Here is a 23672-nt window from a genome sequence, read left to right as displayed (position 1 = left end):
AGCTTACTAATAACTTAATTGATATCTATATTTCGAAACGGAAAAGACAATATATAACAATCATTCCCTTGATAGGTGCCTCTGTGGCGAGCGAGCTTACACAGGCGGCGTCCCCGCGTGTCTCCGTCATCGTACCCACCTACAACGAACGTGAGAATCTGCCCACGCTCGTTGAGGCAGTCGATGCCCAGCTGTCGGCGGAATACGACTACGAGATCGTCGTAGTCGACGACGATAGCCCGGACGAAACTTGGTACGTGGCCGAATCGCTCAGTGAGGACTACCCCGTTACGGTCGTCAGACGACGAGACGAGTTCGGACTTTCGACAGCGGTGATGCGTGGGTTCGAAACCGCCAACGGTAGCTTATTGGTCGTTATGGATGCCGATCTTCAGCACCCCCCAAGCGCGATCCCGTCGCTGCTTGCGGCGTTCGACGATCGGATAGATCTCGTCATCGGTAGTCGCTACATTCAGGGGGGCAGCGTCGGGGAATTCTCGCTCGCTCGGCGTGTTCTCTCTCGAGGCGCGAACATCCTCGCGACTGTGATTTTCCCACAGACGCGCGGCATTAATGACCTACAGTCAGGCTTTTTCGCCGTCAGACAGGATGTCATCGAGGGGGCAGACCTTGCTCCGGAGGGCTACAAGATCATCTTGGAGATTCTGATCAAATGCGAGTACGATCAAGTGATTGAGGTCGGCTACGAGTTCCGCCAGCGCGTGGCTGGCGAAAGCAAACTCGGCCTCGGAACTATTATCACCTATCTGAGGCACCTCCTCGAGATGGCGAACGATAGCGGACGATCCGGACAATTTCTCCGCTTTTGTATCGTTGGGATAGTCGGTACGTTAATTAACGTCGGGCTGTTCTACTTTTTACTCCGAAACGACACCTTCTACCTACTTGCTGGGGTTGTCGCCGCTGAGACGAGCGTCGTCGCCAACTTTTCGCTGAACACGCTTTGGACGTTCCGTTCGGAGCACGATGGGACGCTCGCGTCCATCGCCGGCCCATTCGTCAAGGATCACCTCGTACGGAGCGTCGGCATCGGACTCAACCTCGGGACGCTGTTTCTTTTGACTGGTTCGTTCGGGCTCTCCGAGATCGTCGGGCAGGCCTGTGGCATAGTGGTCGCGATCCTGTGGAACTTCACCGGCAACACGCACTTGGTGTGGTACAGGAATTGATCGAGACGACCGACTCCAGCACTGTATTCCTCAACAGCTGGTCCCGTTCCCACGACGGCGCAGCACGACGATCTGTGTATCTCCAGCGAGTTTTCGTGGGACCACGCCTGAGGTCAACACGCCACGGAAGTCGTCCGTCATAGGATCCGGACCGAACGTGGCAACACGGCGGTAGCCGTGCTTTCCGGCTAGCAACTCGCGGTAAGTTTGGGAGATACTCGTCGATTCCACCGAGCCGAAGAAACGGTTGTAGTGGCTGCTCGAAAGTACGACGTAGTCTGGCCGGTGACACCGCAACCTCTCTTGTACCGTGGTCCAGTTCGCGCCGGACGCATCTTTGACGAGATACCGGTGAACGTCAATACCTTCCTCAAACTCGGGCTGGTAGATCCTGTAGGAGTAGGTGTCGACATCCGCGCCGGCCTCAATGTTCTTTCCGGTCCACTCAGTCGCGCTCACTCGCGCATCGGCTCCGTTCTGCGCCGCCGAGAGGCCAGCGTAGAGCCCAGACGTCAGCAGCAAGAGCGCGAAAGCAATCTCCAGCGCTGTCTGCCGAGTGGATCGACCGCTCCGTAACGCCTTTAGGTCAACGTCTCCGAGAACGGAAACGACGAACGTACCGCTGACGACCGAGAGGGCCGGCAACAGCGGGATGATGTACCAAACTGCAGTATTTTCCCACGAACCGATGAATGTGTAGTAGGGGATCACGAACAGCGCTGTCACAATCTCGAAGCGGGATGCTTCCCGTGCGAAGAGACGACGGACTGACCAGCCGATCGCCGCGAGCATCAGCACAAAAAGCGGCCATCCTGTCGTTTGGAGGAGGTTCCCCAATTGGGCCACCCATCCTGGAAGCCCAGACGTGCCCTTGATGCTCCGTGTACTCAGTTCATACATCATTTCCTGAATAAAAAAGCGCGGATAGAGGAATATGGACGGCGTCGTCAGTAGATACGCTACTAAAGATGCAATCCCGTGGACGACGAGAGACGCGACCCCCGCCGCTGAGCCGAGATCGTTCTGGCGGATGATCCGGTAGACCAGCGGAAAAACCAGAAACGCCCCGGTTGCCTTAGCCGAGACCGCAAGTCCGGCCGCTACAGCCGCCAGAAGCGTGGTGTGTCGGCCATCTCGCGACAGGAAATACAGCGTCAGCACGGTCAAGAAGACGAGCAACATATCCTCTGTCGCAAAGTGGGCAGTCTGGAGGAAGCCTGCGGTGACACTTACGATTGCGGCGCTCGCCAGCCCAGTACGTTCGTCGTAGTTCTCAGTTCCGATGAGATATACCACATATATGGTCGCAAGACCGAACGCGACCGATAAAAGCCGCGCGGAGAACACAAAAGCGTAAAACGCGTCTTGTAATGCTTCAGAAGCAGCAAAAAAGTCCGAGAGGCCTCTGGCTTCCGATGCGAGTTCACCCACGTCGCTCGTCAGGGTAAGGTAGACGAATGGGACGATGAACGATGCCGCAAGTAAGTGAATATAGAGGTTACCTCCCTTCTTGAAATCCCGGACAAATATTGACTGGGTAACGCCCATCCGGAGGGCCTTCGTCACTGCCGCTTTCTCGTCGGGACCCAGTACGTGTGGTTCCAGAAGCCAGATGCCATAGGTCATACAGACCAGCGCGAACAGAATGAATGGGATTAGCCAGCGATTACGTGTTACCCCACGAAGTAACCGTCTCATATCGTTGCAAGTATCTCTATAGATAAAAAAATAGTAGGGAAATTTTGTTCCAAGTATTAAATCACGATCTCTGATATCTTATCTACTATCTATAATTAATCCTTCTTGCCAATGAACCCCGCTATCCAATCAACCACTTCAACGGCCAATAGGGCTGCTCGCACTATTCGCATATTGAATTATCAAAATTAATATATTTTCGACCAACTGTACTTCCATTGTGTACCTTCTACATACTATATTATTGTTCGCTCATATGAAGCACGTTGTCGGTAAATCAGAGGACGGTTCGAACGATTTCTTTGAGAGCGTCTCGACCGGGTTTGCGTAGGATTCGTCGGCGGAGCTGGAACGCTCTGAGATACGGCGTCAGCTTGTCTTTGGAGACGCCTCGGTGTGGCGAGAGCCACCGTCGCGCCAGCGACGCGTGGCTCTCGCAGGTGTTCACGTGTGCGTCTCCATCCACGTATTCTCCCTCTCCGTGAATGACCGTTTCTCGCTGGTAGTTCTCGTCGTCTTCGAGTGGGTCGTATGCTCGAAATCCATCAGTGTAGACGGTCAGCGACTCCTCCTCGCAGTCGCCGAGGAGGAGTCGGACGGTCGATTCGTCAGCGGATTTCGCTGGCACGACGTATCGCTGACCGCTGCCACGATCAACGAGTGTGAACACCGGTGGTTTGTCCTCGGCATAACTTCCACGACCGCGTGTCGAGAGGCCACGCGAGCGCGACTCCCGGTCGCGCTCGCGGCCTTTCAGCCCCGCAGTCACGTAGACCTCGTCGATTTCGACCGGGCCAACGAGGTCAATGGCTGGCGCGTCGAGCAGTTCGCCAGAACGCTCGACGCGCCGCCGAAGTGATCGATATGAGACGGTGAGTTCAGCGTCTAACTGGTGGATACTCGTGTTGAACCGAAGGAACGCGTAAAACGCGAACAAGAGCTTGTCGAGGCCGATCTTCGCGTGCGCGAAGATCGTGCCGGTCTTGGGGTTGAACGTGCGGTCGCAATCCTTACAGAGATACCGTTGATACACTCGATAGCTGCCGTGTTTGATCACCGACTCAGACCGGCAGTGCGGGCAATAGAGGCCATCGCGCCAACGAACCTGCTCCAGCAGGTTCGCGGCGCTCGCCTCTGAGTTTAGCACTTCGAATGGGAACATATCGGGTGACGCTGCCGCGTCACCCTTGCCCGCTACGCTTCTCCAGCGCCAGCTCTACCTGACCAACAACCTGCTTCCCAAGAGCGTCCCTCATTTTTTCTCGTTCGATTCTATGTCCGATAGCAACTCACGATAGCGTTTCTGCGCCGCCTCGAAGCTGTATTCGTCTTCGATCAACGCGCGCCCCCGTTCGCTGATGGCTTCGAGATCACGCTCGGCCGACATAATCTCCTCAATATCGTCCGCTATCGTCTCGGCTTCACGTTCGCGCATCAGAAATCCCGTTTCGCCTTCTTTGACGACATCTGGGACGCCAGACACAGGCGTCGCGTAGACCGGCGTTCCACACGCGAGCGATTCCAGAATCGTCGTCGGCAACCCCTCAGTCGGATGTGAGGGCATCACGAGGAGTTTCATCCGATTCAACTCCACAGGAATATCCTCGTGATCGACCCACCCGGCGAGTTCGGCGATCCCGTCGTCGATCTCACGAGACAGTTCAGTCGCAAGCCAGTCGTAGAGGGGACCATCGCCGATGAACCGAAATGCCACGTTGTCGGGAAGCCGCTTGGTGACCTCAGCTAATTCACGGATCCCCTTTTCTTCGTCGAGGCGGCCGACGAAGCCGATGATGTTGTCGCGCTCTGAGAAAGGCTTCTGTATAGAGAAGTGCTCGGTGTCGACGTAGCGTGCGCCGTGTGGACATACTCGATCGGATTCCGGATCTGAACCAAGTTCTCTCGCCATATTCGGGGTATACGTCACGACGCGGTGAGCAGCAGCGAACCCTGCTGACTCAAGTAAACCCACACATTTTGCCAGTCCCCGAGCCATTGGCGACGGCATTCGCTGCTCCCAGTTGAGTCGTAGTGTCAGGGGAACGTCCCCACGGGGCTCGACCAAGACTGTTTTTCCGGACATCCGGGCATACAGGATCGGTATGAGATAAGACGTTGCACCGAAGAACAGTACAACGGATTCCGGACGCCTCCGGAGCACGAGACACATCCGAATCTGATTCAGGAGGAATCGGAACGCTGCGACGAGCACGTGGTCGCCGGCCCCTTTTTGAGTTAGTTCTATCACCTCTCGGTGGTCCCGGATCGACGACTCTTCGGGGAGGTCGGCAGTAACCAAGCTGACCGGACCAATTGCAGCGAGAATATCCAGTAGCGTTCGTGTCGCGTTCTCTCCGGCTGAACTCAACGGATGCGTGACGACACAAACTCCCCTCCGAGGCATATGTTGACGTCTCTTAAGAATGGAATATAGAAGTAACGAGACCGAACGAGTACGTGGTCTCTCTACTCCACCGTCACACTCTTCGCCAGATTCCGCGGCTTGTCGATCGACCGCCCCTTCTGGTTCGCCACGTAGTAACTGAACAGCTGGAAGTACACGTTCGCCACGAGCGGCTCCAGTTCCCCTAGCTCCGGAACCGTAAACACCTTGTCGACGAACTTCTCCGCGTCGACCACGTCAGAGGCACACCCGATCACGGGCGCGCCCCGCGACTCCACTTCCTTCACGTTATTAAGCGTCTCGCGGGCCTTCGCACCCTCGGTCAGCACGGCCAACACGGGCGTCTCCGACGTCACAAGCGCCAGCGGTCCGTGCTTCAACTCCCCCGCGGGGAACCCCTCGGCGTGATCGTAAGAGATCTCCTTCAGTTTCAGTGCCCCCTCCAGCGCGACGGGCGCACCCAGCCGTCGTCCGATGAAGAAGAACGCATCGCCGTCGCCGTGCTCCTCGGCCGCCAGCCGGACCTGCCCTTCGGCATCCAGCACCTGCTGGACAGCACCCGGAAGCCCGCGGAGATCCGACAGCAACTCCTGAGCCTCGGCCGAAGATATCGTCCCTCGCTTTCGACTCACGTGAACCGCTACCAACGCCAGCGTCGCCACCTGTGAACAGAACGTCTTCGTCGCTGCGACGCCGATCTCCGGGCCGGCGCGGATGAACACCGTATCGTCGACCTCCCGCGTCACCGTGCTTCCCAGCGTGTTCGTCACTGCGAGGGTCCGTGCGCCGGCGCGCTTCGCTCGCTTGAGCGCTGACAGCGTGTCTGCCGTCTCGCCGCTTTGAGTCACGGCCACGACGAGCGTCCGCCACGGGTCGCGCCCACCAGTAAACTCGTACTCCGAGGCGATCTCCGCGGAGGCCCGCACGTCGGCGTACTCCTCGAACAGTTTTGCAGCATAGAGCCCCGCGTGATACGACGTCCCGCAGGCGATGAACTGGACCTCCTCCAGCGAATTCAGGTATTCCGCGGGGAGATCGAGTTCCAGATCGACTTGACCTTTCATCTCGTCGATTCGGCCGGAAATCGCCTGCCGGAGCGCCGTGGGCTGCTCGTGGATCTCCTTGAGCATGTAGTGCTCGTAGCCGCCCTTTTCGGCCGCTTCGGGGTCCCAGTCGACTTCCTGTACCTCCCGGGAGACCTCTTTCCCGTCGGCGTAGGTCGTCGCCCCGTCTTCAGTGAGGTGGATGATGTCTCCTTCCTCGGGATAGCTCACCTGCCGCGTGTGTTCGACGAACGCCGGCACGTCGCTCGCGAGGAACGTCCCGTGGTCGGCGACCCCGAGGACCAGCGGATTTCCGCTCCGGGTGGCGACGATGCCGTCGCGCCCCGCGACCACGACGCCGAGCGCGTAGTTACCCTCCAATCGGTCGACGACGCTCGACACGACGTCGACGAGATCGCGGTCGGACGCCAGTTCCTCCTCGACGAGGTGCGGGACGACCTCGGTGTCGGTGTCGCTCGTGAACTCGTGGCCGCGCGACTCCAACTCCGCGCGCAGCGCGTCGTAGTTCTCGATGATCCCGTTGTGGACGACCGCGACGTCGCCTGACTCGTCCGTGTGCGGGTGCGCGTTCGCGTCGGTCGGCTCGCCGTGCGTCGACCAGCGCGTGTGGCCGATCCCGGTCGTCGCAGTCGAGCTCTCGGGGAGAACTGCCTCCAGCGCTGACAGTTCGCCCTTCTTCTTGTAGACGTTCAAGCGATCGCCGCCGAGGGCGATCCCCGCGGAGTCGTAGCCGCGGTATTCGAGATTCGAGAGGCCCTTCCTGAGGATCGGAAGCGCGTCGTCGTGGCCGACGTAGCCGATGATCCCACACATACTATCCCCTCCGGACGATCGCGCCGGTCTCGATGCGGCCGCTCACGTCGCACCCTGCTTCGACCGTCGTGTGATTCCCGAGAACGGTCCCGGGCGAGAGCGTGACGCCGCCGCCGACGGATCCGTTGTCGCCGACGACGCCGCCGAGCCGGACGTCTTCGTGGATGTCGCTGCCAACTACGACGTCTGCCTCGCCGCCCTCGACCGTCGTGTTCGGGCCGATTGAAGCGTTCTCGCCGACGACGCAGTCGCGGACGACCGCGCCGTCGCCGATCGTCGCGTCCGCGAACACGACCGCGTTGGCGACGACCGCGTTCGATCCGACCTCTACGTTGTCGCCGAGCGACGTCCCCGGTAACACCGTCGCGCCCGGTCTGACGCGGACGTCCGAGCCGAGCGAGGTCCGGTCGACGACCGTCGCCCGCTCGTGGACGGCTGCGGTCGACGACACATCGCGAGCGGAGTCGCTTCCGCCGGATCGATCGAGCACCCGATTGTTCACCGAAAGGATGTCCCAGTGGTACGAGACGTCGAGCCAGAGCCCGTCGAAGGGCACGGCCCGGAGCCCGTCGCGGTATTCGCGGAGCACCGCCGTAACCGCCAGTTCTCCCTCCGCCTCGGCGGCGCGGAGGTCGTCGAAGATCGCTTCGCCCAGACCGTAGACGCCTGCGTTGATGTAATCGGTCGTGACCGTGTACGCAGGCGGTTTCTCCTCGATCGACCGAACCGTTCGGCCGTCGAGTTCGACGACGCCGTAGTTTTCGGGTCTGGGGTGTCGCGTCACGGCCATCACGGGGTCGCGGCTCTCACGCCGCGCGTCCATCACGGCGGAGATCGCGCTCGGTTCGACGATCCGGTCGCCGTTGAGCGCGATGAAGTCCCCCTCGATCGCTGATTCGGCTTGCAACAGCGCGTGGCCGGTCCCGAGTTGGGTCTCCTGGACGGCGTACTCGATGTCGACGCCCCAGTCGTCGCCGTCGCCGAAGTAGCTCTGGATGCGCTCGCGCTTGTAGCCGACGACGAAGACGAACTCGTCGATGCCGGCGTCGCGGGCGGCCTCCAGGACGTGTTCGAGGAGCGGCCGATTCGAGATCGGAAGCATCGGCTTCGGCCGCGTCCGGGTCAGCGGCCTGAGCCGCGTTCCCTCGCCGGCCGCGAGTACGACTGCCTTCATACTGACTTCCTCGCGGTGGACGGTGTTCAATATTTTGTGTCGAACGTTCGTGAGAGATCAATTCGGTCCGAGCATCTCTCGAACTGTCCCTTCGACCGTGTACTCCGTCTCGAATCCGAGCCGATCGCGTGCGGTCGCCGTGTCGACGGGGAAATCCGGTCCCGTGGGCTGGCTGTCTCGGGGATCCTCGACGAGTTCGATCTCCGGTTCGTAGCCGCGCTCTTCCAGACAGACGCGCTGGACGGTCTCGGCCACGTCGATGACGTTCAACTGCTCGCCGCTCGCGAGTGGGATGTCGGTCGCTCCAATTTCGGCATCCTCGCTTTCAATCAGTGTGTCCAACGAGCGGCGATACGCGCGGGCGACGTCGTTCACGTGGATGAAATCGAACGTCTGTGTTCCGGGACGGTGGATTTCCAATGGCTTCGACTCCCGCGCCCGACGGACGAAGATGTTGATCACCGTCTCCTTGCCGACCGTGGTCCCCGCGAACTCGTGGGTCCCGTAGAGGTTGGCCGTGAGAAAGAGATGAGCCGGGAAGGCGTCGGCAGCGAGGTCGTGAATATCGTCCTCGTTCAGTTTCTTCGTCAGTCCGTAGAGGCTCACGGGATCACGGGGATGCCCCGCATCGATCGGAAAGTCGACCGGTTCGCCGATAACGGCCATACTCGACGCAAACGCCAGCGGAATCTCCTCCCTTCGACAGTACCACGCGATGTTCTCGGTCCCTTGGACGTTGACCTCGAACGCGCGGTCCGGATCGGACTCACAGTCGGGGATGCCGCTGATCGCCGCCAGATGGCAGACGGCGTCGACATCCGAGAGCGTGCGCCGGAGCCGATCGGCGTCGCGGATGTCGCACTCCACGAACTCGGACTCTGGAAACTCGGCGACCTGATGGCCCGACAGGTCGTCGATCGCGACGACCTCGGCGCCGGCGTCCAGCAGTTCGGAGACGACCCGCGAGCCGATGTAGCCGCCGGCACCGGTCACGGCGACGCGCCGATCGGTGAGCATACCCGAAATTCTCGACTGGGGGACATACCTCCTTCGGGACGTGGTTCGCTATCCCGACGCGACCGCGTAGAGGAATCCGAATCCGACGGCCGCGGTCAGAACGAGTGCGAACAGTCCCCGTTTCGCGGCCTGGCTCGACTTGCGGACGACGGCTCCGTACGCGTAGCCCGGGAGTCCGTGAAACAGCAACTGGGAGAGGAAGGCACCCTCTTCGCCGCCCGAATCGTCGATGAGTTCGTCCAGGGCGCGCTTGGAGTATCCCTGCCAGAACGCCCGCGTTACGAGCCACTTCGGGTCTGTCCGGAAGTCGAATACTTTGTGCTCGACGACTGCGTCGGGATTGTACCAGACGCGTTCGCCGAAGGCGTCGTGCATCCGCGCGGACAGCTCCGTCTCCTCGCCCTGGATCTGCCTGTCGCCGTGGCGGCCGAGCTCGGACTCGAAGCCGCCGATCTCCTCGAACACCTCCCGCTTGAAGGAGATGTTCGATCCGAAGGTGTTCCGGACCTCGCACTCCTCTTCGGGGAATCCGCGGTGTGTCACCCCGACGAGCCAGTAGAACTCCGGCGGGAGGAACGTCGGTTCGCCCGCGACCCACTGCGGCGCCATCCGGCCGCCCGCCGCCATCGCGTCCCGTCGCTCGTAGGTCTCAACGAGCTTCTCGACCCAGTCCGGTCGAGCGACTGCGTCGTCGTCGAGAAACGCGATCACGTCTCCGGTGCTCTCTTCGATTCCGGCGTTTCGGCTCCGCGAGAGGCCGAGGTTCGTCTCGTTGCGGTGGATTCGAACTCCCTCGACGTCGCCGTAGTCGTCGCGGACGCGCCGGTGTAGCGTCTCGCTCCCGTCGACGACGACGACTGCCTCGACGTCGTCGTAGCTCTGCTCAAGCACGCTCTCGACCGCGTCGCGAAGGTGGCCGTAGAGATCGGGATCGTACGCACAGATGACGACGGAGACGCGCATCGGCGGAAAATGCCGACTGTCCGTGAAATACTTTGTAGTTCGGTCCTTCGACGGACGCTCGATCGTATCGTTGCCTGCCTCCGATCGACGCCGTTTACTCGGATTCGACGTCCCGGACCACCACTTCACCGGGCGTGGTCGTCGCTCCCGACGCCAGTTTCACGCCCGCGTTCAGACTCGTGTTGATGCCCGTCTTCGCCCGGTCGCCGAGCACGACGCCCAGCTTCCGCCGACCCGTGTCCACGCGTTCGCCCTTCACGGTCATCTTCACCGAGGTATCGTCGTGGCGCAGGTTCGCCACCTTCGTTCCGGCGCCGAGGTTCACGTCCCGTCCGAGGACCGAGTCGCCGACGTACGACAGATGCGGGACCGCCGCGTCTTCCATCAGAATCGAGTTCTTGACTTCGACGCCGTGTCCGATTTTTCCATTCGGGCCGACGACCGTCGCCTCGCGGACGTACGCGTTCGGGCCCACTTCGGCGCCGGATTTCACGACCGCGGGGCCCTCGATGGTCACACCGTCGCGAACTGTCGCCCCTTCCTCGACGACGACGTCGCCGTCGACGGTCGCGCCGGCTGCGACGTCTCCGTCGATCTCGCACTCGATGTCCTCCAAAAGGAGTTCGTTCGCCCGCAGCAGCTCCCAGGGTCGCCCCACGTCGAGCCAGCGGCCGTCGTACTCCACGACGGAGATCTCGCGGTCGTCCGCCAGCAGCAACTCCAGCGTCTCCGTGATCTCGTACTCGCCGCGCTCGCTCTCTCCCGTCCGGTCGATGTACTCGAACACCTCCGGCTCGAAGGCGTAACAGCCGACGTTCGCGAGGTTCGTCGGCGGCTCCGACGGTTTCTCGACGATGGCTTCCAGGTCGCCGTCGGCGCCGACCGAGACGACGCCGTACGAACTCGGGTCCGACACCGCAGTCGTCGCGATGGCGTATCCGTCGGCGGCGGCGAGCGCCTCGGCGAGCCCGGGGTCGACGAGGACGTCCCCGTTGAGGACGACGAAGCGATCGTCGACGACAGAGCGGGCCTGCGCGATGGCGTGCGCCGTCCCCCTCGGGTTCTCCTGGTCGACGTAGCTGATCGGAATCCCCCGATACTCGGCTCCGAGCGCGTCGCTCACGTCCTCGCCCCGGTAGCCGACCACGACGACGAACTCCTCGACGACGTCGGCGCAGGCGTCGAAGACGTGTTCGAGGAGCGGTCGGCCGGCCGCCGGGAGCAGCGGCTTGGGTCTGTCGTCCGTCAGCGGCCGCATTCGCGTTCCCTGTCCGGCCGCGAGTACGACTCCGTACATGCTGTATCGGGTCGACTCCCCGGCGGGCCATAGTCACTGCGGTCGGTGCGTGGCCTCCGCCTCAGTCGGACGCTCTTTCGACCAGTTCCTTCGCTTCCGCGAACAGCGCGTCGGCGTCGTCTTCGTCGCGGGCTTCGGCAGTCAGTCGGACGAGCGGTTCGGTCCCGCTCGCGCGCACGAGGAACCACCCCCGGTCGGTGTCGATCCGGACGCCGTCGAGCGTCTGCACCTCCGCGTACTCCTCGTCGGCGATCCCCCGCACTCGGTCCATCACCGCGCCCTTGCGTTCGGTGCGGACGGCGTCCCGGCGGATCGGATACTGCGGAAGTTCGTCGACGAGCGCCGACAGCGGTCCGTCGTCGGCGACGACGGCGGCGAGCCGACACGCCGCGAGCGGGCCGTCCGGACAGAGCGTCTCGTCGGGCCAGATCCACGCGCCGCTCGGCTCGCCGCCGAAGACGACCCCCGACTCGGCGGCGCGCTCGGCCACGAAGACGTCGCCGACGGGCGTGTAGACGACGTCGCCGCCCCGTTCGGAGACGGCGTCGGCGACCGCGAGGGAGGTGTCGACCGGAACGGCCACGCGGTCGCCCTCGCCGACCTCCCGGCGTCCGAAGAGCGCGAGCAGGGCGTCGCCGCCGACGAAGGCTCCCTCCTCGTCGACGGCCAGCATCCGGTCGGCGTCGCCGTCGTGGAGGATCCCGAGGTCGGCGTCGATCGACTCGACGAGCACCCGCGCAGTCGCGCAGTTTTCCGCCGTGGGCTCGCTCGGCCGTCCCGGAAAGCCGCCGTCGCGCTGGCCGTTGAGCGTCTCGATGTCGCAGCCGACGGCGTCGAGGACGTCGGCCGTGACGCGGCCGGTCCCGTTGCCGACGTCGACGACGACCGAGAGCTCGTCGATGGGCGCGTCGGTCAGGGCCTCCCGGAGCACTGCGGCGTGGCGCTCACGGGCGTCGCTCGCGGCGGTCCGCTCGCCGACGCCGTCCCAGTCCGCGAGGTCGAACGCCTCCCTCTCGACCGCTTCGGCGATCTCCCGCTTCTTCCTCTCGTCGAACGCCTGCCCGCTGGGCGACCAGAGCTTGATCCCGTTGTCCTCGGGGGGATTGTGCGAGGCCGTGATCGCGACGCCAGCGTCCGCGTCGACCTCGCCCACGTAGCGGGCGATAGTGGGCGTCGGCTCGACGCCGACGTCGATCGCGTCGCCGCCGCACTCGGTCACGCCCGCGACGAGCGCGCGTTCGAGCATCCGGCCGCTCTCGCGGACGTCGCGGCCGACGACGACCCGTTCGTATCCCGTCGAGGCGAGCGCCCGGCCGACGCTGAGCGCCAACTCGGCGGTGACTTCCGACCCGACGCGCCCGCGGATGCCGCTGGTCCCGAACATCGTTCGTCCGTACGCGAAAGCGGGAGAAAAATCCAGGTAGTGGGCGACTGGAACGCGCCGGCCGTGTCGCTTTCGGAACCACTTTTATGCGTCCCCGACGCAGTCCCGACGATGGATTACGACGACGTCTGCGTCCTCGTGCCCACCTACAACGAGGCCGAGACGATCGGCGAGGTAGTCGCGGACTTCCGGAGCGCGGGCTTCGACGACGTCCTCGTCGTCGACGGCGGCTCCGAGGACGGCACCGACGACATCGCCGACGAGCACGGCGCGCGCGTCGTCTACCAGTCCGGATCGGGCAAGGGCCAGGCCGTCCGCGAGGGCGTCCGCGAGCACGTCGACCGCGAGTACGTGCTGATGCTCGACGGCGACGCGACGTACCGCGTCGAGGACGCCGAGACGATGCTGAAACCGCTCCTGGAGGGCGACGCGGAACACGTCATCGGCAACCGCTTCGCGGACCTCCGCGCGGGCGCGATGACCCAATTCAATCAGGTCGGCAACCGCATCATCAACCGCGGGTTCTCGATCGTCCACGGGGAGAGCTACGGCGACATCCTCTCGGGCTACCGCGCGTTCACCCGCGAGTCGTTCCTGCAAATGACGCTCTCGTCGGACGGCTTCGGCGTCGAGACCGAGATGGCCGTCGAGTGCGCAAAGCGGAACGTCCCGACCGCGGTCGTCCCGATCACGTATCTCCCTCGCCCCTCCGGATCGGACACGAACCTCAGACCGATCCGCGACGGCGGGATCATCTTCCTGGAACTGTACCGCCGCGCGAAGACCAACAATCCGCTCTTCTACTTCGGGAGCCTGGGCGTCCTTTCGACTGTCACCGGCCTCGTCATCGCCGCGTACGTCCTCGTCGACTGGCTCACTCGCGACGTCTCCCACGAGGTGCTCGCTGTCGTCGCGGGCTTCGGGATCATCGTCGGCGTCCAACTGCTGATGTTCGGCGTCCTCGCGGACCTGATTCTCACGCTCCACCGCGAGACGCTACAGGAGATCGACCGGCTCGACGAGTCGCGGGATCGGAATTAGAAGGGTAGCAGGGCCCGCAACTGGGAGAAGAGCCCGCCGCCGGAGGCCCGATACTCCTCGAGGACGGGGTGGAGGGCGTCTAAGAACTCCCGCTCGCTCTCGAACTGGCTCTGTCCGACAGCCGCGAGGGCCTCCGAGAGCGCGACCGTGTTGTCGTTGGCGTCGTACGGGATCGCGGGGTCGCCGAGCGCCCGGACGATCTCGTCGGACGTCGCCGGGAACGTGAGATTCGCCTCCGAGAGATAGGGGTCGAGCGCCGCGATACCGAACTCCAGGGATTCGGGTTCGTCGTCGCCCTGTTGCGGTGGTCTGACAGCCATCGCCGAGCGATAGGACCGCGGGGGTGGAAAAACCCCCGGGTCCGGACGGGCCGAGGGAGTCCGCAGGGTTTTGTGTGTGCTCCGCCTCACTCACACGACGATGACGGAGTACACCACGGTCTCGATCCCGAAGGACCTCGCCGAGCGCGTCGACGACACCATCGAGGGGACGAGCTTTTCGAGCACCAGCGACCTCGTGCGGTTCCTGCTCCGGAGCATCGTGATCCAGTACCAGCGCGAGGGCGAACTCACCGAGGCCGAGTTCGAGGACATCGCCGCCCAGCTCGCCGACCTGGGCTATCTGGACCGCTGACCCGGCCCGAAATCGCCGCAGGCTACTCGCCCGCGAGCGACTCCCGCGGGGGGTCGGCGCCCACCACGTCGAGATCGAGCCGCCGGTCGTTGCGGTCGAAGGCCGCACACGAGGATTCCTCCCAGGGCGGGACGGCGACGAGCAGCGCCGCCGCGAAGGTGTCCTCTCGCGTCGCCGCCAGCGGCCCCTGCGGGTGGGAGACGAACCGCGCCCGGCCGCGGCCGGCGGGCGTGCCGAGGTCCATCCCGAACACGGCCGACACCGACTCGCTCGTCTCGGGGAAGTAAAAGTGCGTCAACACCGACGTGTCGGCGCCGAGCCCGAGGTCCGCCTCGAACTCGCCGGCCGGCGTCGACGCGAGCACGACGCTGACCGGCGTCGGCTCCTCCGCCTCTGCCATCTCCAAGAGCGCATCGAGGAGCCCGCGGGTGATGTAGACCACGCCAATCCAAACGACGCGCGGGCCCAAAATCCCGTCGGCATTCCCTCGACGGCGCCCGCTCGGCCCCTACGATAACAGCTCGCGAAGCATCTGCCCGTAGGCGCCCGGCATATTCCGCCGGGCGTCGTCGAGCGCCTCACGCAGCGTCGCCGCCGCGTCGGTCGTCACGCCCGCGCCGTGACCGACGAGGACGCGCTCCGGATCGTGGCCCCTGAGCGCACGCCGCGGCGGCAGCGGTCGCAGGACGGGATGGATGCCGAGCCGCTCGCCGGGCGCACAGAAGAACGAGGCCGTTCCGACGGCCTCCGGAACGAGGAGCGTCCCGTCTTCGGGGTGGACGAAGCCGACCTCCTGCCACCGCGGGAGGCTGGAGTCTCGGACTTTGAACGTCTCGATCCCGGAGTCGCCGAGTTCGCCGTCGTAGCGCTTCACCGGTGCGTCGAGCTCCCGTTCGACGCCGGACATCCAGCGCGGGAGATACACCGGGACCTCGTGGCGCGTCGCCACCGCTGCGGCGTCGCGCTTGTGGCGGTCGAGCCCGAGGGCGACGCCGACGACGTCGCCGAACTCGGCCAACAGGTCGTCGAGGTCGGGCGCGTCGACCGGATCGACAACCCAGACGCCGCCGTCGTCGCCGACGAGCGCGTGGCTGGCGCGCTGCATCTCTTCGTCGGGATACGCGATCCAGCCGACGCCGCGGTCCCAGCGGTCGATCTCTCGGTAGCCGTCTGTGTCGCCGCCCTTCATCGGCATACCTCCTCTCGGGGCGCGAGCGGGATAAACACAGCCGTCCCCGGCACTGACGGAGCGATCCCCAGTGGCCGGAAATCACGGGTACATTTATTATTAATTATCCTAAATGTTCGAACGTAGGTGACGCAAATGTACGAACCGTACGGCGGACTCGGCGGCTCGCGCGACCGATCGGGGAACGGCGAGTCCACCGTGCGGTCGGATACGGTGGGCGCCGTCACGCACTACGCCTGCAGCCTGGTCGGCCTCGCGGTCGTCGGGGTAATGGGCGCGTTCCTGTATCCCGAACTGATCGGAGTGACCCAGTCGTTCCACCTGCTTTCTTCGACCGCCATCGCCTTCGTCCTGCTGTTGGCGTGGCTGCTGGCCTGGCTGGGGATCGAGGTCGTCTGGGCGTGGCGCGGCGAACGGCTCTGGTCATCCCGGTGACCGTTCGTCGTTCTGCGACGCTCGCTCTTTTTCGACCGTGTCAACCTCGAAAGACGGACGCTTCGCTGCGTCGTTGTGGTCCGTCAGAAGTGGGTCGGGGCGGATTCGAACCGCGCGAGACTCACGCCGCTCGTCTCGCTGGGCCCGAATCGCCCGCTCGAAAACCGAACCCCGCTCGCTGTCGCTCGCGGGTTCGTATGGGTCGGGGCGGATTCGAACCGCCGACCTTCGCCGTGTGAAGGCGACGTCATAACCGGACTAGACCACCGACCCGCGCGTCGATTCTTCCGCGTGGCCGGACTTAAGCGTTCTTCTTCGGCCCCTCCCCTCAGTACGACGGCGACTCCTCGGGCACGCCGTCCCGGGCGTTGACCAGCCGTCCGAACACGAACAGCGCGTCCGAGAGCCGATTGAGGTAGCGGATCGCCTCCTCGTTCACGGGCTCGTCGGCCGCGAGCGCGACGGCGCGGCGCTCGGCGCGGCGGACGACCGCCCGCGCGTGGTGGAGTGCCGCGCCCGACTCGCTCCCGCCGGGCAGGATGAACGACGTCAGGGGTTCGAGTTCCTCGTCGGCCTCGTCGATGGCGTCCTCCAGCTCCTCGACGTGCTCGGCGGTCACGACCGGGTCGTCCTCCTCGGGAGTGGGGTTCGCGAAGTCCGCCTGGACGATGTGGAGGTGGTTCTGCACCCGTTCGAGCGTCTCGTCGACGTCGTCGTAGCCGGTGGGCCGCGCGGTGCCGATCACCGCGTTGGCCTCGTCGACGGTGCCGTAGGCCTCGATCCGGGCGCTGGTCTTCGAGACTCGCGACATGTCCCGCAGGTCGGTCATCCCCTCGTCGCCGCGGCCGGTGTAGATCTTCATCGGTTCGCGAGGGTCGTCTCGACGTACTCGATGATGTTCTCGCTCTCGCACATCGTGACGCCGCGTGCGTCGTCGATCAGGACGGGCACGGCGCGCTGGCCGCTCACGCGCTTCACCTCGTTCCGCTTCGAGTGGAGCCCCTCGACCCACTCGGTCTCGTAGTCGATCCCGTGGTCTTCGAGCGCGTCGTGGACCGCCTCACAGTACGGACAGCCGTCGAGCGCGTACAGCGTGATGCCCATATCCTCCCCTTGGACGCCGGCACAAAGAGCGTTGCTCGTGCGTCGCCGCCGGGAGCGACGCCCCCGCGACTCAAGTGCCCGCGCCCGCAACGTCGACTATGAGCGTGACGGGCGCCTGTCAGGTGTGCGAACAGCGCGAGGCCGAGTACGCGTGCCACCGCTGTGGCGCGGCCGTCTGTTCGGTCCACTTCGACCAGGACCGCGGCGTCTGCGTCCACTGCGCCGATCCGGAGGGCCGCGACGACGTGTTCGCCGAGGGCGACGGGGACGTGCCCGAGTTCCGGTGATCAATGCGCAGCACAGAACACCGCATCAGCCTTCGCGGTACTGATTCAGCCGCTGCTTCAGCCGCTTGGCCGCGTTTCCGGCGGCCGTCGCGAACGCCTCGCCCCCGTCCTCGCCGGCGAAGATGATCCCCCGCGAGGAGTTCACCAGGCCGACGCCGTCCGCCAGCCCGTGTTTCACGGCCGCCTCCGCGTCGCCGCCCTGCGCGCCGATCCCCGGCACGAGGAACGGGAGGTCGGGGACCTGTTTGCGGATCGATTCCAGTTCCTCGGGCGCGGTCGCGCCCACGACGAGGCCGACGTTGCCGTGTTCGTTCCACAGGTCCGCGAGCGCCGCGACCCGCTCGTAGACGGCCTCGCCGGAGGCGAGTTCGAGGTCCTGGAGGTCGGCGCCGCCGGGATTCGAGGTCCGACAGAGCACGAAGATTCCCTTGTCTTCCCGATCCAGAAACGGCTGGAGGGAGTCTCGGCCCATATACGGATTCACGGTGATGGCGTCGACCTCGTCGAGCAGTTTCGCGTACTGTCGGGTCGTGTTGCCGATGTCGGCCCGTTTCGCGTCGAGCAGGACGGGCACGTCCTTGCCGTGGGCGTACGCGACCGTCTCGCGGAGCGCGCGCCAGCCCTCCGCGTCCTCGTAGAACGCCGCGTTCGGCTTGTAGCAGGCGGCGTGTTCGTGCGTCGCGTCGATGATCCGGCGGTTGAACGCCCACTGCGGGAGGTCCTTTTCGGTCAGGTGCTCGGGGAGCCGCGAGCGGTCGGCGTCCAGTCCCACGGAGACGACGCTGTCGATCCGCTCGATCCGGTCGGCGAGGCGCTGGAAGAACGGCGCGGTCATACTCGGACCTTTCCTCGGGGGGACGAGTAGGTTTCCCTTCGGCTCCCCCTCGGAGGGCCGGAACCGGAAACCGTTAGGGCCGTCCCCCGGAACGAGGGCCTATGACCGACGCCGACGACGCTTCCGATGCCGACCCCGAATCGCTCGCCGAGCGCGTCCGCGCGGGCGACCTCCGGCTCCACGAGCTCGACGACCACGCCGACGCCGACGCGGCGGCCGCGGCGCGCCGGCTGGTCGTCGAGGGCGAGACCGACGCGTCGCTGGAGTCGATCGGCAACTACGGCTTCCCCGCCGAGCGCGCGGAGTCGAACATCGAGAACATGCTCGGGACCGTCCAGGTCCCGGTCGGCGTCGCCGGCCCCGTCGACGTGAACGGCGGCGCGGCCGACGGCGAGGCGTACCTCCCGCTGGCGACGACCGAGGGCGCCCTCCTGGCGAGCGTCAACCGCGGCTGTTCGGTCCTCTCCCGAGCGGGCGGCGCGAACGCGCGCGTCCTCAAATCCGGAATGACCCGCGCGCCGGTCTTCCGCGTCACCGACGTCGTCGAGGCCGAGGCGCTGGTCTCGTGGGTCCGGGACAACACCGATCGACTGGCAGAGGCCGCCGAGTCGACGACGAGCCACGGCGAGGTCCTGGACGTGACGCCGTACGTCGTCGGCAACTCCGTCTACCTCCGCTTCCGCTACGACACCAAGGACGCGATGGGGATGAATATGGCCACGATCGCGACCGAGGCCGCCTGCGACGTCGTCGAATCGGAGACCGCGGCCGAACTCGTCGCGCTCTCGGGGAACCTCTGCACCGACAAGAAGCCCGCCGCGATCAACGCGGTCGAGGGCCGCGGCCGGACCGTCACCGCGGACGTGACCATCCCCCGCGAGGTCGTCGAAGAGCGACTCCACACGACCCCTGGCGACATCGCCGAACTGAACACGCGAAAGAACCTCGTCGGCTCCGCGAAGGCCGGCAGCCTCGGCTTCAACGCCCACGTCGCGAACGTCGTCGCCGCGATGTTCCTCGCGACCGGCCAGGACGAGGCCCAGGTCGTCGAGGGCGCCAACGCCATCACCACTGCCGAGGAGCGCGACGGCGACCTCTACCTCTCGGTGTCGCTGGCGTCGCTCGAAGTCGGCACCGTCGGCGGCGGCACCAAGCTCCCCACCCAGTCGGAGGCGCTGGACGTGCTGGGGATTCGGGGCGGCGGCGACCCGGCGGGCTCGAACGCCGACGCGCTCGCCGAGTATATCGCGGTCGGCGCGCTCGCCGGGGAACTCTCGCTGCTCTCGGCGCTCGCCTCGCGACACCTCTCCAGCGCGCACGCCGAACTCGGCCGATAGCGGCGCCGGCCCCGAACGCGCCTCACTCGCCGAACGGGTCGACGAGAAGCAGCGTTCCGACGCCGACCAGACCCGCGCCGACAAGCAGGAGCGGCTGTTCCGACAGCCCGGCCGCGGTAGCGCCTCCGTTCTGTCCGACCGCCAGTCCCAGCGACAGCAGTAGCCACCCCAGTCCGGACAGCGAGAAGCCGACGCCCCGGCGGCGCTGGCCCTGGATCACCGCCGCCCCGCCGAGCAGCGTGTGACCGGCCAGGAACGCCCCGCCGGCGACGACCAGGCGGCCGGTGAGGGCCGCCGCGGCCCCGCCGGCGAAACACGCGACGACGACGAGGCGGACCGCGGTGCCGGCGAGCCCCGAGCCGCCGGATGGATCGCCCGCCATCCTCACAGGAGCCGGTAGGTCCCGCGGGACTCCGAGGCCTCGCCGCGGCGGGTGAGCTTCTCCAGCAGATCGCGGGCCGCTTCGGCGGGCACGCCCCGCTCTGCGGCGTAATCTGCGACGTCGTCGGCCGTCGGCGACTCCAGGGTCCGAAGCGCCTCGCGGACGATCTCCGGTCGACTCGGGCTCGATCCGGCCTGCCCCGCGGACGCCCGCTCGCCCGCGGCGTCGATCTCGTCGGCGTCGAGGCCCGATCCCTCGATGTACTCCCTGTCGTCGACGCCGCGCTCGTCGAGGTCGCGCTCCATCTCCGCGACGTGGGCCGTCTCCGCGAACGCCTCGCTGTTGCCGCCGCGCTTGGCCAAGAGCGCCGAGCGGGCCTGCCTGGCGGCCTCCCTGTCTTCGTCCTCGACGAACCGCCGGAGCTTCTCCGTCCGGTGGGTCCGCCCGCACTGGGGACACGTGGCGGTCTCGGCGGCCCGCGGGTCCTTCAGGAGCCAGAGGTGCTCGCAGTCGGTGCAGCCGACGACGGCGTACATACCTCCGCTTCCGCGCGACCGGATTTGAACCTTCGGCTGTGCGATCTGGTGACCGCGGAGCGCCTCGGTGCGGGACGCCGATGGTGATCCCGGACGGCGCCGATTCCACGTCGGCAAGTCGGTCTCTGCTTCCGCTCGCCCGATCGAAAACGGAGCTACTCGACGTCGGGCGCCGTCTCGTCGGTCCGGCCGGGAAGCTCCAGTTCGATTTCGAGTTCGGGCTCGCCGACTCCCTCGAAGTCGATCTCCAGTTCGACGGGCTCGCCGAACGCGAAGGGCAGCTCCCACTCGTCGGTCGCGATCGTCAGTTCGTCGCCGTCGCGGAGCTGTTCGCCGAGTTCGACCAGGAACCGACCGGCCTCCTCGGCGTCGAGTCGGTACGACTCCTCGAAGTCCCGTCCGGTCCTGATCGTCGTACGCTCGGATTCCGCGTCGGTGTCGGCTTCGTGGTCCGAGTCGGGCTCGCTCTCCGCGTCGGCGTCGCCGTCGATGTGTGGCTCGGTCATCGTCGCTACCGGGGAACCTCGACTGTCAGGTCGCTCGCGATCCACCCCTCCGTGTTCCCCGATTCGAGGAAGACCGACCGACCGGGACGGCTCTCGCAGACGGTGATCTCGGGACCTCGGTTCGACTCCGACCGCGACGTCGGCTCGACGTGCGAAGGAATACCAGCGGCCATCGATTTCGTTTAGGCCGGCCTAAATCAAAAAGGATGCGGTTCGGGGTCGGGCTCGCCGCTAAGAGGCGGGGGTTACGCCAGGTCGTGGATGTTCTCGACCACGGCCTCGGCGAACTCCGAGGTCGCGAGCTTGTTGCCGCCCTCGATCTGCCGTTCGAGGTCGTAGGTGACGTCGCCCTCGGAGATGGTCTTCTCGACGGCGTCGCGGATGAGCGTGCCGGCGTCCTTCCAGCCGATGTACTCGAACATCAGCCGGCCGGAGAGGATCATCGCGGTCGGATTGACCTTGTCCTCGCCCGCGTACTTGGGCGCGGAGCCGTGGACCGGCTCGGCCAGACAGAGGCCCTCGCCGAAGTTCGCGCCCGGCGCGATGCCGAGGCCGCCGATCTGCGCGCCGGCGGCGTCCGACATGTAGTCGCCGTTGAGGTTCATCGTCGCGATGACGTCGTACTCGTCGGTGCGAGTGAGGAGCTGCTGGAGCATGTTGTCGGCGATGCGGTCCTTGACGACCAGCTGGTCCTCGGGGGCCTCGCCGTCGTACTCCTCCCAGAGCTCGTCCTCGGTGATGGCGACGTCGCCGTACTCCTCTTCGGCGACCTCGTAGCCCCAGTCGCGGAACGCGCCCTCGGTGAACTTCATGATGTTGCCCTTGTGGACGAGCGTGACCGAGTCGCGGTCGTTCTCCAGGGCGTACTCGATGGCCTCGCGGACGAGGCGCTTCGTGCCGAACTCCGTGATGGGCTTGATGCCGATGCCGACGGGGCCGTCGTGGATGACGTCGTCTTCGCCCATCTCGTCTTCGACGAACTCGCGCACCTGCTCTACCTCGTCGGTGCCGGCCTCCCACTCGATGCCGGCGTAGACGTCTTCGGTGTTCTCCCGGAAGGTCACCATATCCATCTTCTCGGGGTTCTTGACGGGCGAGGGGACGCCGTCGATGTGGTAGGTCGGGCGGACGTTCGCGTAGAGGTCGAGCTTCTGCCGGAGCGCGACGTTCAGCGAGCGGTAGCCGGCGCCGACGGGGGTCGTGAGCGGGCCCTTGATGGCGACGCGGTGCTCCTTGATGGCCTGCACCGTGTCGTCGGGGAGGTTCTCGCCGTACTTCTCGCGGGCGGACTCGCCGGCGTAGAGGCGCATCCACTCGACCGAGCGGCCCGTGGCCTCCGCGGCGGCGTCGAGTACCTTCTGTGCCGCGGGTCCGACGTCCGTTCCGATTCCGTCGCCGTGAATGATCGGGATGATCGGCGTCTCGGGGACGTCCAACTCCCCGGTCTCGGCGTCGGCGAGCGTGATCTTCTCCCCCGCGTCGGGGACTTCGACCTTGTCGTAGCTCATAAACATCCGGCACTTTCCGTACCGAGCCTAAATTACTGCCGTTATCGTTCCGACTTGCCCGTCCGATTTCGCAATTTCTGCCGCGGTGAGCGGTCGTTCTACTGTTCCCACCGATATATTCGGATGTCGTTTTCGTATGGATGTTCGGACCGGTCGCAACGGCGGGACGGGTTCTTGTGTCCGGACCGCTTCCGGTCGCATACGATGTCAACGGATACGACAGACCCGGACAGCGCGGCCGAAGGCGACGTGATCACGATCTACTCGGACTACGTCTGCCCGTTCTGCTACCTGGGCCGCCGATCGCTCGACGCCTACCAGGCCGACCGCGACGCGGAACTGGAGATCGACTGGCACCCCTTCGACCTCCGGTCGGGCAAGCGCAACCCCGACGGGACGATCGACCACGAGGCCGACGACGGCAAGGACGACGCCTACTACGAGCAGGCCAAGGAGAACGTCCGCCGGCTCCAAGAGCAGTACGGCGCCGACGAGATGGAACTGGACCTGGCGACCGAGGTCGACTCCCTGCCAGCGCAGGTCGTCTCCGTGGCCGTCCGCGAGGCCCACGACTACGAGACGTGGCTCGACTTCGACGAGGCCGTCTTCGCGGCGCTGTGGCACGAGGGCCGCGACATCGGCGCCGAGGACGTGCTGGTCGATCTCGCGACCGACGTGGGCGTCGACGCCGACTTCGTCCGCGACGCGCTCGCCGACGAGGAGCGCCGCTCGGCGATCCGCGAGCAGTTCCGAGAGGCACAGCAGCGCGGCATCACGGGCGTTCCGACGTTCGTCTACGAGGGGTACGCCGCCCGCGGTGCGGTTCCGCCCGAGCAGCTCCGGCGGCTGGTCGAAGGCGAGTAAGGGAACCGATC

General features: G+C 65.3%; 27 protein-coding genes and 1 tRNA gene. 7 read left to right on the top strand and 21 right to left on the bottom strand.

Going from position 1 to position 23672, the window contains the following annotated elements; all coding sequences use genetic code 11:
• The first annotated feature begins 83 nt into the window (after window positions 1–83).
• Complete coding sequence (locus OS889_RS14675) at window positions 84–1190, top strand: glycosyltransferase (RefSeq protein WP_372391019.1); 1107 nt, start codon at window positions 84–86, stop codon at window positions 1188–1190.
• Window positions 1191–1220: 30 nt separating this feature from the next.
• Here OS889_RS14675 and OS889_RS14670 read toward each other — a convergent pair whose 3' ends face one another.
• The 9 genes from OS889_RS14670 to glmM all read right to left on the bottom strand — a co-directional run bounded on the left by OS889_RS14670 (window position 1221) and on the right by glmM (window position 13004).
• Window positions 1221–2816, bottom strand: a complete 1596-nt coding sequence (locus tag OS889_RS14670) for a glycosyltransferase family 39 protein (RefSeq protein WP_372391017.1) — start codon at window positions 2814–2816, stop codon at window positions 1221–1223.
• A gap of 349 nt (window positions 2817–3165) precedes the next feature.
• Window positions 3166–4050, bottom strand: a complete 885-nt coding sequence (locus OS889_RS14665; RefSeq protein WP_372391015.1) for an IS1595 family transposase — start codon at window positions 4048–4050, stop codon at window positions 3166–3168.
• Window positions 4051–4140: 90 nt separating this feature from the next.
• Window positions 4141–5292 (bottom strand): glycosyltransferase family 4 protein, encoded by a 1152-nt coding sequence (locus OS889_RS14660; RefSeq protein WP_372391013.1) that lies wholly within the window; start codon window positions 5290–5292, stop codon window positions 4141–4143.
• Between the two features lie 62 nt (window positions 5293–5354).
• Window positions 5355–7169, bottom strand: coding sequence for a glutamine--fructose-6-phosphate transaminase (isomerizing) (gene glmS, locus OS889_RS14655; RefSeq protein ID WP_372391011.1), 1815 nt, complete (start codon window positions 7167–7169; stop codon window positions 5355–5357).
• A gap of 1 nt (window position 7170) precedes the next feature.
• Entirely contained in the window at window positions 7171–8343 is a 1173-nt protein-coding gene (locus OS889_RS14650; RefSeq protein ID WP_372391009.1) for a sugar phosphate nucleotidyltransferase, read from the bottom strand.
• Between the two features lie 57 nt (window positions 8344–8400).
• On the bottom strand, window positions 8401–9360 hold the full coding sequence (locus OS889_RS14645) for an NAD-dependent epimerase/dehydratase family protein (protein ID WP_372391007.1): 960 nt from the start codon (window positions 9358–9360) through the stop codon (window positions 8401–8403).
• 48 nt (window positions 9361–9408) lie between these two features.
• Window positions 9409–10323, bottom strand: coding sequence for a glucosyl-dolichyl phosphate glucuronosyltransferase (aglG, locus tag OS889_RS14640; RefSeq protein WP_372391005.1), 915 nt, complete (start codon window positions 10321–10323; stop codon window positions 9409–9411).
• Window positions 10324–10417: 94 nt separating this feature from the next.
• Window positions 10418–11581, bottom strand: a complete 1164-nt coding sequence (glmU, locus tag OS889_RS14635; RefSeq protein ID WP_372391632.1) for a bifunctional sugar-1-phosphate nucleotidylyltransferase/acetyltransferase — start codon at window positions 11579–11581, stop codon at window positions 10418–10420.
• Window positions 11582–11681: 100 nt separating this feature from the next.
• Window positions 11682–13004 (bottom strand): phosphoglucosamine mutase, encoded by a 1323-nt coding sequence (gene glmM, locus OS889_RS14630; RefSeq protein WP_372391003.1) that lies wholly within the window; start codon window positions 13002–13004, stop codon window positions 11682–11684.
• 111 nt (window positions 13005–13115) lie between these two features.
• Between glmM and aglJ the strand changes: the two genes are divergently transcribed.
• Window positions 13116–14045 (top strand): S-layer glycoprotein N-glycosyltransferase AglJ, encoded by a 930-nt coding sequence (gene aglJ / locus OS889_RS14625; RefSeq protein WP_372391001.1) that lies wholly within the window; start codon window positions 13116–13118, stop codon window positions 14043–14045.
• On the opposite strand, the gene OS889_RS14620 is transcribed toward aglJ, so the two are convergent.
• Complete coding sequence (locus tag OS889_RS14620; protein WP_372390999.1) at window positions 14042–14365, bottom strand: DUF5789 family protein; 324 nt, start codon at window positions 14363–14365, stop codon at window positions 14042–14044. The two genes, aglJ and OS889_RS14620, sit on opposite strands and share 4 nt — an antisense overlap.
• Window positions 14366–14465: 100 nt before the next feature.
• Between OS889_RS14620 and OS889_RS14615 the strand changes: the two genes are divergently transcribed.
• Window positions 14466–14678 (top strand): ribbon-helix-helix domain-containing protein, encoded by a 213-nt coding sequence (locus OS889_RS14615; protein WP_372390997.1) that lies wholly within the window; start codon window positions 14466–14468, stop codon window positions 14676–14678.
• Between the two features lie 22 nt (window positions 14679–14700).
• Here OS889_RS14615 and OS889_RS14610 read toward each other — a convergent pair whose 3' ends face one another.
• Together OS889_RS14610 and OS889_RS14605 are read right to left on the bottom strand one after the other, a co-directional pair.
• Complete coding sequence (locus OS889_RS14610; RefSeq protein WP_372390995.1) at window positions 14701–15120, bottom strand: JAB/MPN domain protein-containing protein; 420 nt, start codon at window positions 15118–15120, stop codon at window positions 14701–14703.
• Between the two features lie 66 nt (window positions 15121–15186).
• Window positions 15187–15873, bottom strand: a complete 687-nt coding sequence (locus OS889_RS14605; RefSeq protein WP_372390993.1) for a hypothetical protein — start codon at window positions 15871–15873, stop codon at window positions 15187–15189.
• Window positions 15874–16002: 129 nt separating this feature from the next.
• On the opposite strand from OS889_RS14605, the gene OS889_RS14600 reads away from it, so the two are divergent.
• Window positions 16003–16302, top strand: a complete 300-nt coding sequence (locus OS889_RS14600) for a hypothetical protein (RefSeq protein ID WP_372390990.1) — start codon at window positions 16003–16005, stop codon at window positions 16300–16302.
• 198 nt (window positions 16303–16500) lie between these two features.
• On the opposite strand, the gene OS889_RS14595 is transcribed toward OS889_RS14600, so the two are convergent.
• The 3 genes from OS889_RS14595 to OS889_RS14585 form a co-directional block, all read right to left on the bottom strand.
• Window positions 16501–16575 (bottom strand) — tRNA-Val (locus OS889_RS14595).
• A gap of 55 nt (window positions 16576–16630) precedes the next feature.
• On the bottom strand, window positions 16631–17164 hold the full coding sequence (locus OS889_RS14590) for a cob(I)yrinic acid a,c-diamide adenosyltransferase (protein WP_372390988.1): 534 nt from the start codon (window positions 17162–17164) through the stop codon (window positions 16631–16633).
• The gene (locus tag OS889_RS14585; protein WP_372390986.1) at window positions 17161–17406 is read right to left on the bottom strand and encodes a glutaredoxin family protein; all 246 of its coding nucleotides are present in this window, start codon (window positions 17404–17406) and stop codon (window positions 17161–17163) included. Before OS889_RS14585 ends, OS889_RS14590 begins: the two co-directional genes overlap by 4 nt.
• 98 nt (window positions 17407–17504) lie before the next feature.
• Here OS889_RS14585 and OS889_RS14580 point away from each other — a divergent pair, with 98 nt between their 5' ends.
• Window positions 17505–17693, top strand: a complete 189-nt coding sequence (locus tag OS889_RS14580; protein ID WP_372390984.1) for a zinc finger HIT domain-containing protein — start codon at window positions 17505–17507, stop codon at window positions 17691–17693.
• A gap of 25 nt (window positions 17694–17718) precedes the next feature.
• On the opposite strand, the gene pyrF is transcribed toward OS889_RS14580, so the two are convergent.
• Window positions 17719–18528, bottom strand: coding sequence for an orotidine-5'-phosphate decarboxylase (gene pyrF, locus OS889_RS14575; protein ID WP_372390982.1), 810 nt, complete (start codon window positions 18526–18528; stop codon window positions 17719–17721).
• 101 nt (window positions 18529–18629) lie between these two features.
• Here pyrF and hmgA point away from each other — a divergent pair, with 101 nt between their 5' ends.
• Window positions 18630–19865 (top strand): hydroxymethylglutaryl-CoA reductase (NADPH), encoded by a 1236-nt coding sequence (hmgA, locus tag OS889_RS14570; RefSeq protein WP_372390980.1) that lies wholly within the window; start codon window positions 18630–18632, stop codon window positions 19863–19865.
• A gap of 22 nt (window positions 19866–19887) precedes the next feature.
• On the opposite strand, the gene OS889_RS14565 is transcribed toward hmgA, so the two are convergent.
• The 5 genes from OS889_RS14565 to icd all read right to left on the bottom strand — a co-directional run bounded on the left by OS889_RS14565 (window position 19888) and on the right by icd (window position 22797).
• Complete coding sequence (locus OS889_RS14565; protein WP_372390978.1) at window positions 19888–20247, bottom strand: hypothetical protein; 360 nt, start codon at window positions 20245–20247, stop codon at window positions 19888–19890.
• A 2-nt stretch (window positions 20248–20249) separates the two neighbouring features.
• Window positions 20250–20783, bottom strand: a complete 534-nt coding sequence (locus OS889_RS14560) for a DUF5817 domain-containing protein (RefSeq protein ID WP_372390976.1) — start codon at window positions 20781–20783, stop codon at window positions 20250–20252.
• Window positions 20784–20938: 155 nt separating this feature from the next.
• Window positions 20939–21289, bottom strand: coding sequence for an amphi-Trp domain-containing protein (locus OS889_RS14555; RefSeq protein ID WP_372390974.1), 351 nt, complete (start codon window positions 21287–21289; stop codon window positions 20939–20941).
• Window positions 21290–21294: 5 nt separating this feature from the next.
• The gene (locus OS889_RS14550; RefSeq protein ID WP_372390972.1) at window positions 21295–21462 is read right to left on the bottom strand and encodes a hypothetical protein; all 168 of its coding nucleotides are present in this window, start codon (window positions 21460–21462) and stop codon (window positions 21295–21297) included.
• A gap of 72 nt (window positions 21463–21534) precedes the next feature.
• Entirely contained in the window at window positions 21535–22797 is a 1263-nt protein-coding gene (gene icd, locus OS889_RS14545; RefSeq protein WP_372390971.1) for an isocitrate dehydrogenase (NADP(+)), read from the bottom strand.
• A gap of 204 nt (window positions 22798–23001) precedes the next feature.
• Here icd and OS889_RS14540 point away from each other — a divergent pair, with 204 nt between their 5' ends.
• The gene (locus OS889_RS14540; RefSeq protein ID WP_372390969.1) at window positions 23002–23661 is read left to right on the top strand and encodes a DsbA family oxidoreductase; all 660 of its coding nucleotides are present in this window, start codon (window positions 23002–23004) and stop codon (window positions 23659–23661) included.
• The last annotated feature ends 11 nt before the right edge of the window (window positions 23662–23672 follow it).

The organism is Halobellus sp. MBLA0158 (assembly GCF_041477585.1).
GTDB classification, from domain to species: domain Archaea; phylum Halobacteriota; class Halobacteria; order Halobacteriales; family Haloferacaceae; genus Haloquadratum; species Haloquadratum rubicundus.
The sequence above is the reverse complement of the archived record's forward strand: the minus strand, read 5'-3'. Positions and strand labels throughout refer to the sequence as shown.

Bases quoted from the DNA above. Each gene is read 5' to 3' on its own strand.
- OS889_RS14670 (WP_372391017.1), bottom strand. From the start codon at position 2,816: ATGACCTATGGCATCTGGCTTCTGGAACCACACGTACTGGGTCCCGAC.
- OS889_RS14665 (WP_372391015.1), bottom strand. From the start codon at position 4,050: ATGTTCCCATTCGAAGTGCTAAACTCAGAGGCGAGCGCCGCGAACCTG.
- OS889_RS14660 (WP_372391013.1), bottom strand. From the start codon at position 5,292: ATGCCTCGGAGGGGAGTTTGTGTCGTCACGCATCCGTTGAGTTCAGCC.
- glmS (WP_372391011.1), bottom strand. From the start codon at position 7,169: ATGTGTGGGATCATCGGCTACGTCGGCCACGACGACGCGCTTCCGATC.
- OS889_RS14650 (WP_372391009.1), bottom strand. From the start codon at position 8,343: ATGAAGGCAGTCGTACTCGCGGCCGGCGAGGGAACGCGGCTCAGGCCG.
- OS889_RS14645 (WP_372391007.1), bottom strand. From the start codon at position 9,360: ATGCTCACCGATCGGCGCGTCGCCGTGACCGGTGCCGGCGGCTACATC.
- aglG (WP_372391005.1), bottom strand. From the start codon at position 10,323: ATGCGCGTCTCCGTCGTCATCTGTGCGTACGATCCCGATCTCTACGGC.
- glmU (WP_372391632.1), bottom strand. From the start codon at position 11,581: ATGCGGCCGCTGACGGACGACAGACCCAAGCCGCTGCTCCCGGCGGCC.
- glmM (WP_372391003.1), bottom strand. From the start codon at position 13,004: ATGTTCGGGACCAGCGGCATCCGCGGGCGCGTCGGGTCGGAAGTCACC.
- aglJ (WP_372391001.1), top strand. From the start codon at position 13,116: ATGGATTACGACGACGTCTGCGTCCTCGTGCCCACCTACAACGAGGCC.
- OS889_RS14620 (WP_372390999.1), bottom strand. From the start codon at position 14,365: ATGGCTGTCAGACCACCGCAACAGGGCGACGACGAACCCGAATCCCTG.
- OS889_RS14615 (WP_372390997.1), top strand. From the start codon at position 14,466: ATGACGGAGTACACCACGGTCTCGATCCCGAAGGACCTCGCCGAGCGC.
- OS889_RS14605 (WP_372390993.1), bottom strand. From the start codon at position 15,873: ATGCCGATGAAGGGCGGCGACACAGACGGCTACCGAGAGATCGACCGC.
- OS889_RS14600 (WP_372390990.1), top strand. From the start codon at position 16,003: ATGTACGAACCGTACGGCGGACTCGGCGGCTCGCGCGACCGATCGGGG.
- OS889_RS14590 (WP_372390988.1), bottom strand. From the start codon at position 17,164: ATGAAGATCTACACCGGCCGCGGCGACGAGGGGATGACCGACCTGCGG.
- OS889_RS14585 (WP_372390986.1), bottom strand. From the start codon at position 17,406: ATGGGCATCACGCTGTACGCGCTCGACGGCTGTCCGTACTGTGAGGCG.
- OS889_RS14580 (WP_372390984.1), top strand. From the start codon at position 17,505: ATGAGCGTGACGGGCGCCTGTCAGGTGTGCGAACAGCGCGAGGCCGAG.
- pyrF (WP_372390982.1), bottom strand. From the start codon at position 18,528: ATGACCGCGCCGTTCTTCCAGCGCCTCGCCGACCGGATCGAGCGGATC.
- hmgA (WP_372390980.1), top strand. From the start codon at position 18,630: ATGACCGACGCCGACGACGCTTCCGATGCCGACCCCGAATCGCTCGCC.
- OS889_RS14565 (WP_372390978.1), bottom strand. From the start codon at position 20,247: ATGGCGGGCGATCCATCCGGCGGCTCGGGGCTCGCCGGCACCGCGGTC.
- OS889_RS14560 (WP_372390976.1), bottom strand. From the start codon at position 20,783: ATGTACGCCGTCGTCGGCTGCACCGACTGCGAGCACCTCTGGCTCCTG.
- OS889_RS14555 (WP_372390974.1), bottom strand. From the start codon at position 21,289: ATGACCGAGCCACACATCGACGGCGACGCCGACGCGGAGAGCGAGCCC.
- OS889_RS14550 (WP_372390972.1), bottom strand. From the start codon at position 21,462: ATGGCCGCTGGTATTCCTTCGCACGTCGAGCCGACGTCGCGGTCGGAG.
- icd (WP_372390971.1), bottom strand. From the start codon at position 22,797: ATGAGCTACGACAAGGTCGAAGTCCCCGACGCGGGGGAGAAGATCACG.
- OS889_RS14540 (WP_372390969.1), top strand. From the start codon at position 23,002: ATGTCAACGGATACGACAGACCCGGACAGCGCGGCCGAAGGCGACGTG.